Source organism: Bacteroidales bacterium, from assembly GCA_013314715.1.
Taxonomy (GTDB): Bacteria; Bacteroidota; Bacteroidia; order Bacteroidales; family GWA2-32-17; genus Ch61.
On sequence record JABUFC010000068.1, the window covers coordinates 1 to 10817 of the forward strand.

Sequence of the window (10817 nt, forward strand, 5' to 3'; positions counted from 1 at the left end):
TAAAGAATGTACTTTTTGTTTGTCATCCAAACCACCCAGCCAAATATGCCCAATCGCCTACAGCCACAAAGAATTTTTCGGGTTTTTTATATTTTTATTTAATGTACTTTTTGTATGGCGGGGGATATATGGTTTATTTACAAAAAGAGCTGCCCTTTTGGGACAGCCTTTTCAATATTTAATTTTATCAGATTTAATTATCCTTTATAAAAAGGGAATTTTACCACTTTAGCTTTTAGCAGTTTATCACGCACTTTTACATAAATAATGGAATCGGGTTTTGAAAACTCGGTTTTTACATATCCCATACCAATTCCTATTTTCAACATAGGCGACATAGTTCCCGAGGTAACGTGTCCGATTTTGTTGCCTTGTTCGTCGCAAAGTTCGTATTCGTGGCGTGGAATACCTTTGTCAATCATTTCAAACCCTATGAGTTTGCGTGTTGTGCCGTTTTTCTTTTGGTTGAGTAAATATTCTTTATCAATAAAATTTTTATGGTCGGCAAATTTGGTAATCCAACCTAAACCAGCTTCAATGGGCGATGTGGTATCGTCTATATCGTTGCCATAGAGGCAAAAGCCCATTTCGAGGCGCAAGGTGTCACGTGCTGCTAATCCAATGGGTTTAATTCCAAATTCGGCACCCGCTTCAAAAACCGCATTCCAAATATGTTCGGCATCTTTGTTGGCAAAATAAATTTCGCAGCCACCGGCACCGGTATAACCGGTTGTAGAAAGAATTACATCTTTTATGCCTGCAAAATCGAGTTTTTTGAACGTATAATATTCCATATCTAAAATAGGAGTGGATGTGAGTTTTTGCATCGCTTTAAGTGCCAAAGGACCTTGAACGGCTAATTGCGATATTTCGTCAGAAGCATTATAGAGTATAGCTCCGAATTTATTTTGCGATTGTAGCCAGTTCCAATCTTTTTCGATATTGGCAGCATTTACAACGAGTAAATACGTTTCATCATCAATTTTATAAACCAGTAAATCGTCAACAATACCGCCTTTGCCATTTGGGAAACACGAATATTGTACTTTTCCGTTGTATAAAGCGGCAGCATCGTTAGAGGTTACCCATTGTACAAATTCGAGTGCGTGGGGTCCTTTTACCCAAATTTCACCCATATGCGAAACATCAAATACTCCAACCTTTGTTCTTACGGTTACATGTTCTTCAATATCTCCAGCATATTTTAGAGGCATATAAAAACCTGCAAATGGTACCATTTTGGCACCTAATTTTTCATGAATGGATGATAAAGCTGTACGTTTCATATTTAAAATTTTGTAAAATAATTAGTATTTAAGTTTTAGCAAAAGTAATGAGAAAGATTTTAAAATTCAATATAAAAAGGCAGTAAAAATTAAGGTAGATAAAAAAGTATTTTATATTTCGGCAATTACTGTTTTATTACCTTTAACTTTTTGATTTAACGAAACTTTAATGTTTGCATTAAGTGGTAAAAAAATGTCTACTCGCGAACCGAATTTAATAAAACCGAGTTGTTGCCCTTGTATACATTCCATTTCGGGCAATGCGTAAGTAACAATTCGGCGAGCTAATTTGCCTGCAATTTGGCGAATAAGTATTTCTTCGTTATTGTATGTTTTAACTACAGTAGTAAAACGCTCGTTTTCTTCAGATGCTTTTGGCTTCCATGCCACTACATATGTGCCTGGGTGATATTGAGAGTACAAAATCGTGCCGTTTACGGGAATCCAATTAATATGTACATTGAGTGGAGACATAAAAATTGATATTTGAATACGTTCATCGTTAAAATATTCTTTCTCAAATGTTTTTTCAATTACAACCACTTTTCCATCGGCAGGTGCTAAAATTTGTCCATGTTCACAAAAGAAATCTCTTTTTGGTACTCTAAAAAAGAATATAATAATAGCCCATAATAAAAGCGAAATAATACTTATAAAAAGATTTATCCAATACCATTCGGGAAATAAATAATGCATTAAAAAGTTTAATAATAGTAAGAACAATCCCGAAAATCCTATTATTTTTAATCCTTCGCGATGTATTTTAAGCCATATCAATTTTTTTGCATTGTCGTCCATGAATAAATTTTTTCAAAATTAAAATTTTACATCGATAATTGCAAATATATATAAGCAACAGGAGCCGACAAAAAAACGCTGTCGAAACGGTCTAATATACCGCCATGTCCAGGAATGAAATTTCCGGAGTCTTTGAGGTCTAATGTGCGTTTAAAGAGCGATTCAACCAAATCGCCCATAGTACTTGAAAAAATAACTAAAACGGCTAAAATCATCCAGTTTTGCCACGAAAGCATATGAAAAACTTGTGGGAAAAAGAAAGTAAGAGCAACCGTAGCTATTCCTCCGCCTATAGCTCCTTCCCATGATTTTTTGGGTGATATGCGTTCGAAAAGACGATGTTTGCCAAAAGAAACTCCAAATAAATATGCTAATGAATCGTAAAGCCATATAATGGTAAAATATCCTAAAATTATGAAAGGGGAATATATGATCGTTCTTTCAGGATTAAAAAATAAAACATCGCTAACAAAACCTTCGTAGTTTTGAATATCGGTGTTATTTATGTTTAGTAAATCCTGACGTTCAATAAATACCAAATTGTTTAAAAGAGCAATGGGAACGACCAAGTAAACGATGGCTAATAGGCTAAATGCAATATTGTGAATAGGTTTTTTGTGGTAACGATAAAGCTCACCCACAAACAAGAAAAAAATAAATGGAATTATGAAAATGAAAAGCCAACGATTATCAATTAAATTGAGACTAATAAAAAAATGAGTTGTAAAAATTGTCAACCCAATAACAAGTATATATAAGTATGGAATATGGATGTGTAGCCTTTTTACCATTAAATAAAATTCGTAGAGCGATAGTGTAATAATAATGCTCATTAACAAAAAGTATGTAATACTTCCTATATATAGCATTCCTACCATTACTAATAAGAATACTATACCACTAATAGAACGCTGTATAAGATTATTCCAAGCTAACATCAATTCCTTTTAATGTGTTTTTGGCTTCTCCAATTAATTCTACAGGAACATAAATTTCGTATTCGCCAATTAGCAAAGTACTATCTTTTTTATTAATAACGGTATAAGGGATTTGCGATTGTTCAAGTTCATTTTTTATTTTTTCTAAACGAATTTCATCGTTGCAATGCATAAGCAATGCCCAATTTTCATTATTCTTTTTCATGTGATATCGTATTAATATTGATTTCCGATTTTGTTTCCGATATATTTTCTTTTTCTAATTCTTCTTGTGGAGTAGCAAAAGGTCTTTTCCCAAAAATAGCTTCCACATCTTCGGTAAAAATTACTTCTTTTTCAAGGAGTAGTTGAGCTAATTTTTCGAGACCTTCGCGATGTTCGATTAAAATAGATTTAGCTCGTTCGTATTGATTATGAATAATATTTTTAACTTCTTTATCAATAATTTCGGCTGTTTTTTCGCTATAGGGTTTCGAGAACATAAATTCTGATTGTCCTGTACTATCGAAGTAACTAACATTTCCTAAGGTTTCGCTCATACCAAAATATACAATCATAGCGTAGGCTTGCTTAGAGACACGTTCTAAATCATTGAGCGCACCCGTCGATATTTTTCCAAATATTATTTCTTCGGATGCTCTACCGCCTAAAGTAGCACACATTTCATCAAACAGTTGTTCTTTATTTGAAAGTTGTCGTTCTTCGGGTAAGTACCATGCTGCTCCTAAGCTTTTTCCTCGCGGAATAATAGTAACTTTTACAAGAGGGTTGGCATATTGGCAAAACCAACTTACGGTAGCATGTCCGGCTTCGTGAAAAGCAATCACCTTTTTTTCATCGAGGGTAATTACTTTATTTTTTCGTTCTAATCCTCCAACTATTCTATCGATAGCATCGAGAAAGTCTTGGCGTTCGACAATTTTTTTCTCTTTACGAGCAGCTATAAGGGCAGCTTCGTTGCAAATATTTGCAATGTCGGCGCCACTAAAACCAGGTGTTTGTTTGGCTAAAAACGAAATATCGAGTGAAGGGTCGTATTTAATAGGTCTGAGGTGTACTTTAAAAATAGCTTCACGCTCTTTTAGTTCGGGTAATTCGACGTGGATTTGACGGTCGAAACGGCCAGCACGAACCAATGCCTTATCGAGCATATCGGCTCTATTGGTAGCGGCTAAGATAATAACTCCCGAGTTGCTATCAAAACCATCCATTTCGGTAAGTAATTGGTTTAGTGTATTTTCGCGTTCGTCGTTTGAGCCAAAATTAGGATTTCTTCCGCGTGCTCTACCTACGGCATCAATTTCATCGATAAATACAATACAGGGGGCTTTTTCTTTTGCTTGTCGGAACAAATCGCGAACTCGCGAAGCACCTACACCAACAAACATTTCAACAAAATCGGAACCACTAATGGAGAAAAATGGGACATTGGCTTCGCCAGCCACAGCTTTAGCCAATAAGGTTTTACCCGTTCCTGGAGGACCTATTAATAATGCTCCCTTGGGAATTTTGCCACCGAGTTCTGTGTATTTTTTGGGATTTTTTAGAAACTCAACAATCTCTTGAAGTTCAATTTTAGCTTCATCTAAACCGGCTACATCGTTGAAATTTACATTAATACGTGATTCTTTGTCAAAAACTTTTGCTTTCGATTTTCCGATATTAAAAATTTGACTTCCGCCCGATCCTCCTCCTGCCATACGGCGGAAAATGATGATCCAAAAAACGATGAGCAAAATAGGAAGTATTAGCCATGAAAATAAATCGCCCCAAACGTCTTTACGTATTTCTGTTTTTAAAACAACTCGTTGTTCGGGTGGGAAATCGGCTTGAATTTTTTCGAGATTCTCTTGAAAAGCATCGATCGATAAAATAGTTAGATAAAATTGTGGTTGGTTAATACGTAATCCTTTTTGTTTTAGGTTTTTATATTTTTCTGAGTTAAAGGCTTGAGGACGTAAGTAAATTTCTGCAGTTTCTTTATTGACGACAACAATTTTTTCAATCTCATTGGCTGTGATCATTTCTTTTAGTTTGTAGAAATCAATTTCTTCGGGACTCCCACCAAAATCGTAAAATTGTAATATAATAAATCCCAAAAGAATGACCATGTAAATCCAATAAATATTGAATTTAAATTTGGGTAATTTATTTAGTTTCTTTTCGTCCATAATTAAACAGCATTATACGTTATAATTTCTGCATCGGCCCATAATTTTTCAATCTCGTAATATTCACGTGCTTGAGTTTGCATTACATGAACAACAATATTGATATAGTCTAAAATAATCCAATATGCATTTTGTTTACCTTCTACCGAAAAAGGAGCTTCGTTAAGTACTTTTTTTGTTTTTACTTGAATGTTTTCGACAATACTTTCAATTTGAACCGTAGTGTCGGCGCTGCAAATTACAAAATAATCGCTAACCCTTGATTCAAATGAACTAAGGTTTATAGCAATAATATTATGGGCTTTTTTTTCGTCGGCAGCTTCTAATATAACCTCCAATAAGTCTTTGGTGTTTTTTTTATTTTTTAAAACTCGTTTTGCCATATTCTATTTTAGAACTGCAAAGTTACAAATAATTTTGTAAAGAAATTTTCGAAAAAACTGATTTTAACCTATACATAATATTCAAATAATACTCTACCTTTACTCCATATTTTTAAAATATAATAATAATTATCAACATACTGTAAAACAAATAATTACAATCATGAGCAAAGTAAAAAATGCAATTGAACTTGAAAGCGCAGTAGTTAAATTTGTAGGTGATTCGGGCGATGGAATGCAACTAGTCGGAACCCTTTTTGCCGATACTACTGCTTACGATGGAAATGATTTAGCTACATTTCCTGATTATCCAGCAGAAATTCGCCCTCCGCAAAATACAATCGTTGGAGTATCGGGTTTTCAAGTACATTTTGGAAGTAAAAAAATTTTAACTTTCGGGGAAAAACTCGATTTATTAGTTGCACTAAATCCTGCTTCGTTAAAGGCAAATCTTAAATGGACTAAAGCAGACACGGTAATTTTAGTTGATGTTGATGCATTTGACGAAAGTGCGCTCGAAAAATCGGGTTATTCATCGAATCCTTTAACCGATGGAAGTTTAAAAGGCCGAAAGCTGATACAAGTTCCAGTTACTACCCTTATTAAGGAAAAGACAGCTTCGTTAGGCATTGATAATAAAACCGCTCTTCGAACCCGCAACATGTTAATGTTAGGCTTAGCATTACGCGTTTTTAACAAAAGAACAGACTATTGTGAGCGTTACATCGATAAAAAATTCGGCAACAAAGGCAATGTTGCTGAATTAAATAAAATGATTCTAAAAGTTGGTTATGACTATTTTGATAAACTTCCAAGCGAAGAAAAAATTAGCTTTTATGTAGCTCAAGCCAAACTCGAAAAAGGTAAATACAGAAATATAAATGGAAATACCGCCACTGCATGGGGGTTAATAGCTGCTGCCGAACGTGCTAATTTACAGTTGTATTTAGGTTCATATCCTATTACACCTGCAACCGAGATCTTAATGGAACTTGCAAAACACAAATCGTTAGGAGTTAAAGTTGTTCAAGCAGAAGATGAAATAGCAGGTATTACTTCAGCTATAGGTGCAAGTTTTGCAGGAGCATTAGCAGCTACTTCTACTTCTGGTCCTGGCTTATCGCTAAAAAGTGAGGCACTCGGTTTAGCTGTTATGCTCGAATTACCCTTGGTAGTGGTTAATGTACAGCGTGGAGGTCCATCGACTGGATTACCTACAAAATCGGAACAAGCCGATTTAGTTCAGGCATTGTATGGTCGTAATGGCGAAGCTCCTATGTTGATTATGGCAGCAGATTCGCCTGCCGATTGTTTTTATTCAGCATTTATGGCAGCCAAACTTAGTGTTGAACATATGACTCCTTGTATTTTACTTACCGATGGGTCATTAGGAAATGGTTCCGAGTTGTTTAAAATTCCTGATGTAAATACCATGCCCGAAATAAAACCACCTTATGCACAACCTAATACTCAATATCAGCCATACGAACGCAACCCCGAAACCTTAGCTCGTTATTGGGCAATACCTGGTACTGAAGGTTTGCGTCATCGTATAGGTGGATTAGAAAAAGAAAATATTACAGGAATTGTTAGTACTGATCCTGATAATCATGAGCTTATGGTTAAGTTGCGAGCCGAAAAAGTACAGCGTATAGCCAATTATATTCCCGATCAAGAAGTTTTTGGTGAACAAGAAGGCGATTTGCTTGTTGTAAGTTGGGGTGGCACTAAAGGTGTAATTCGTGAATCGGTAATTGAAATGCAAAAGGAAGGTAAAAAAGTGAGCCATGCACATTTTCGTTATATAATGCCATTACCCAAAAATACCCAACAAATATTTTCAAAATTTAAAAAAATAATTGTTTGTGAGCTTAACAGTGGTCAATTTGTAGGATATTTGAGGGCTACTTTACCACAATTTAAATACGATCAAGCCAATAAGGTACAATCGTTGCCTTTCTTTATTGATGAATTAAAAGAAAAATACTATAAATTATTGGAGGAATAAACTATGTCACCTATTATAAATAGTATCGAACGTTCAAACGTTGAACTTACCAAAGAAGATTTTGTTAGCGGATTGCCGGTAAAATGGTGTCCTGGTTGTGGAGCTCATGCCATATTAGCTGCAGTAGAAAATGTTTTTCCAAAAATTGGCTACAAAAAAGAAAATTTTACTATTGTTTCGGGTATAGGTTGTTCGTCACGATTCCCATATTATGTTAATACTTATGGATTTCATGGCATTCATGGTAGAGCGCATGCTATTGCTACCGGCGTAAAAGTGGCCAACCCTAAACTTAGTGTTTGGATAGCAACCGGCGATGGCGACTCTATGGCTATTGGTGGAAACCATTTTATACATATTATTCGTCGAAATGTAGATGTAAATATTATTTTATTTAATAATATGATTTATGGTTTAACCAAAGGGCAATATTCGCCAACTACTCCAATGGGTTCAGTTACTAAAACTTCGCCCTATGGTACCATTGAACATCCTTTTAATACAGGAGAATTAGTAATGGGGGCACAAGGAACCTTCTTTGCTCGTGTTCCTGATAATAATGTTAAACTTATGACTGAAGTATTATTTGAAGCAGCTAAACACGATGGCACTTCAGTTGTTGAAGTATTTCAAAATTGTGTTATTTTTAATGATAAAGTTCATGCTCAAATAACATCGAAAGAATATAAAGACGAAAATCAGGTAATTCTTAAAAATGGCGAACCCATTATTTTTGGTGCCAATAAAGATAAGGGTATCCGATTAAATGGCACACGCTTAGAAGTGGTTAAAATTGGAGAAAAAGGTGTTACCGAAGAAGATCTATTAGTTCATGATCAATATCAACAAGATCCTGGTATACATTTAATGCTTGCAAAAATGGGACCTCCTCATTTTCCTGTAGCAATGGGAGTTATACGTTCTGCTATGTATCCTACTTACGATGACCTTGTTGAAATGCAGATAGAAGAAGCCAAAAAGACAAGTAAAATTAAATGTGTTAATGATTTATTAAATAGTGGTGATACCTTTGAAATTAGCTAAAATTTATTATTTAATATTTAAAAAAGGCTGTCTAATGGGCAGCCTTTTTTATTATGATATTTGTAATAGTTTTAGAATAATCCTGAAATATTTCCTTCGTTGTCAATATCAATTAGTTCTGCACTTGGTACATCGGGTAGCCCAGGCATACGCATAATGGTACCAGCAATTGGAATAATAAATCCAGCTCCAGCGGCAATTTCTATTTCTCTAATTTTAATTGTAAAATCGCGAGGACGTCCTTTTTTAGCTGGATCGTCAGATAACGATTTTTGAGTTTTGGCCATGCAAATTGGAAATTTGTTGAATCCTAATTCATTGATTTTTTGAATGGTTTGTTTTGCTTGTAATGAATATTCTACGTTTTTGGCACCATACATTTTGGTTGCAATGGTTTCTATTTTTTGTTCAACCGACCATTCAAAATCATACAATGGTTTAAAGCATGTTTTACATGCGTCTGCTTTTTTAGCCACTATATGCGCAAGCTCTTCTGCACCAGCGCCGCCCTTAGCCCAAACTTCGATAACAGAAACATCAATACCCATTTGTTGGCAATGTTGTTTTACCACATTTAATTCTTCTTCGGTATCGGATGGGAATCGATTTATGGCAACTGTTGGTTTTAAGTTAAAATAAGATAAATTTTCGATATGTTTATCAAGATTTTCTAACCCTTTTAATACTGCTTCTACATTGGGATTATTTAAATCGGCGAGTTTAGCACCTCCATGATATTTTAATGCTCTAACAGTAGCAACTAATACCGTCGCATTTGGGAAAAGACCCGCAATTTGCGACTTAATATTAAAAAACTTTTCTGCTCCTAAATCGCTTGCAAAACCGGCTTCTGTAACTACATAGTCTGAAAAAGTTAAAGCCATTTTGGTTGCAACAATGGAGTTTGTTCCTTGAGCGATATTAGCAAATGGTCCACCGTGAATAATAGCAGGATTACCTTCAATTGTTTGAACTAAATTGGGCATAATAGCTTCTTTAAGTAGGGCAGCCATTGCACCTTGTGCTTTTAAATCGCGAGCAAAAACAGGCTTGCCTTCCCATGTGTCGCCAATGTATATGTTTCCGAGTCTTTCTTTTAAATCGTTTATGTCTTTCGATAAACAGAGTATTGCCATAATTTCTGAGGCTGCTGTAATGTCAAATCCTGTTTCGCGAGGAACTCCATCGGTGGTGCCACCTAGCCCAATAACAATTTTTCTTAGAGCACGCTCGTTCATGTCCATTACTCTTTTCCAACGAATGGTACGGGGATCGATTCCTAGATTATGTTTTTTGTTTTGAAGATTATTATCGATTAGAGCAGCTAATAAGTTATGTGCTTTTTCTACAGCCGAAATATCGCCAGTAAAATGTAAATTTATTTCTTCCATAGGTAATACTTGACTATACCCACCGCCAGCAGCCCCTCCTTTTATGCCAAAAACAGGACCTAATGAAGGTTCTCTTAATACAACGGTCGTTTTTTTGCCAATACGATTCATAGCTTGCGTTAAACCTATTGAAGTAGTGGTTTTACCTTCGCCAGCAGGGGTAGGTGTAATGGCTGTAACTAAAATTAACTTATTTTGTTTACGCTTTTCTTCATCAATCAATTTTAAAGGAATTTTGGCTTTATATTTTCCATACGGAATAATTTGATCTTCAGGTATTCCTAATATTTTTGCAATTTCTGTTATTGGTCGCATTTTTGCTGCTTGAGCAATTTCAATGTCAGATTTCATATTTATACATATTTAAATTTTTACAAATATACAAATTATTTAGAATGATTCAAATGTTTGTATGTTTTTTAACATATTTTTGCTGTTTATTATTTGGCATTAAAATTTTCGCTTTTTAAAAATAGACTTAGATATTTTATCTCAATACGAAACAGCTATAAAATTAAGACCTTTGCAAAACTCTTTTTTGTCATTGCGAATGAAGGGTTGGCATTGTGTTTTGGTCCCGAGAAATCGGGAGAAGCAATCTTCCCGATGCTCGTTAAAATTGTGTTGTGTGTGGTGGAGATTGCTTCTTCTTCTCTTTTTTAAGATAAGAATCGTATTCTAAGACATAACCAAATTTTTTTGATAAAAATTTTGTAAAAAAATTGAAACGTATGGCGTTTGTCTTTTAATTACAGCGAATAATCTTGCTACCAGTTTACAAGCAATAGCGTTAATAAC

General features: G+C 34.8%; 9 protein-coding genes. 2 read left to right on the forward strand and 7 right to left on the reverse strand.

What is annotated here, in order from left to right:
- Positions 1–197: 197 nt before the first annotated feature.
- From gcvT to rsfS, 6 genes are all read right to left on the reverse strand, one after another.
- Positions 198–1286, reverse strand: coding sequence for a glycine cleavage system aminomethyltransferase GcvT (gene gcvT / locus HPY79_11675; protein ID NSW46463.1), 1089 nt, complete (start codon positions 1284–1286; stop codon positions 198–200).
- Between the two features lie 111 nt (positions 1287–1397).
- A complete protein-coding gene (locus HPY79_11680) occupies positions 1398–2084 on the reverse strand; it encodes a phosphatidylserine decarboxylase family protein (protein NSW46464.1) in 687 nt (228 codons plus the stop codon).
- A 26-nt stretch (positions 2085–2110) separates the two neighbouring features.
- Positions 2111–3022: a phosphatidate cytidylyltransferase gene (locus HPY79_11685; GenBank protein ID NSW46465.1), complete on the reverse strand. Its 912-nt coding sequence runs from the start codon at positions 3020–3022 to the stop codon at positions 2111–2113.
- Complete coding sequence (locus tag HPY79_11690; GenBank protein NSW46466.1) at positions 3006–3227, reverse strand: hypothetical protein; 222 nt, start codon at positions 3225–3227, stop codon at positions 3006–3008. The genes HPY79_11685 and HPY79_11690 overlap by 17 nt, the downstream gene beginning before the upstream one ends.
- Positions 3214–5193, reverse strand: coding sequence for an ATP-dependent metallopeptidase FtsH/Yme1/Tma family protein (locus HPY79_11695; GenBank protein NSW46467.1), 1980 nt, complete (start codon positions 5191–5193; stop codon positions 3214–3216). Before HPY79_11695 ends, HPY79_11690 begins: the two co-directional genes overlap by 14 nt.
- A 2-nt stretch (positions 5194–5195) precedes the next feature.
- Positions 5196–5576, reverse strand: a complete 381-nt coding sequence (rsfS, locus tag HPY79_11700; protein NSW46468.1) for a ribosome silencing factor — start codon at positions 5574–5576, stop codon at positions 5196–5198.
- 163 nt (positions 5577–5739) lie between these two features.
- Here rsfS and HPY79_11705 point away from each other — a divergent pair, with 163 nt between their 5' ends.
- Both HPY79_11705 and HPY79_11710 read left to right on the forward strand, forming a co-directional pair.
- Complete coding sequence (locus tag HPY79_11705) at positions 5740–7584, forward strand: 2-oxoacid:acceptor oxidoreductase subunit alpha (protein NSW46469.1); 1845 nt, start codon at positions 5740–5742, stop codon at positions 7582–7584.
- Between the two features lie 3 nt (positions 7585–7587).
- Complete coding sequence (locus tag HPY79_11710) at positions 7588–8628, forward strand: 2-oxoacid:ferredoxin oxidoreductase subunit beta (GenBank protein NSW46470.1); 1041 nt, start codon at positions 7588–7590, stop codon at positions 8626–8628.
- Positions 8629–8699: 71 nt separating this feature from the next.
- Here HPY79_11710 and HPY79_11715 read toward each other — a convergent pair whose 3' ends face one another.
- Complete coding sequence (locus tag HPY79_11715; GenBank protein ID NSW46471.1) at positions 8700–10370, reverse strand: formate--tetrahydrofolate ligase; 1671 nt, start codon at positions 10368–10370, stop codon at positions 8700–8702.
- Positions 10371–10817: the final 447 nt, after the last annotated feature.

Coding starts and splice junctions, on each gene's coding strand:
- gcvT (NSW46463.1), bottom strand. CDS start 1,286: ATGAAACGTACAGCTTTATCATCCATTCATGAAAAATTAGGTGCCAAA.
- HPY79_11680 (NSW46464.1), bottom strand. CDS start 2,084: ATGGACGACAATGCAAAAAAATTGATATGGCTTAAAATACATCGCGAA.
- HPY79_11685 (NSW46465.1), bottom strand. CDS start 3,022: ATGTTAGCTTGGAATAATCTTATACAGCGTTCTATTAGTGGTATAGTA.
- HPY79_11690 (NSW46466.1), bottom strand. CDS start 3,227: ATGAAAAAGAATAATGAAAATTGGGCATTGCTTATGCATTGCAACGAT.
- HPY79_11695 (NSW46467.1), bottom strand. CDS start 5,193: ATGGACGAAAAGAAACTAAATAAATTACCCAAATTTAAATTCAATATT.
- rsfS (NSW46468.1), bottom strand. CDS start 5,576: ATGGCAAAACGAGTTTTAAAAAATAAAAAAAACACCAAAGACTTATTG.
- HPY79_11705 (NSW46469.1), top strand. CDS start 5,740: ATGAGCAAAGTAAAAAATGCAATTGAACTTGAAAGCGCAGTAGTTAAA.
- HPY79_11710 (NSW46470.1), top strand. CDS start 7,588: ATGTCACCTATTATAAATAGTATCGAACGTTCAAACGTTGAACTTACC.
- HPY79_11715 (NSW46471.1), bottom strand. CDS start 10,370: ATGAAATCTGACATTGAAATTGCTCAAGCAGCAAAAATGCGACCAATA.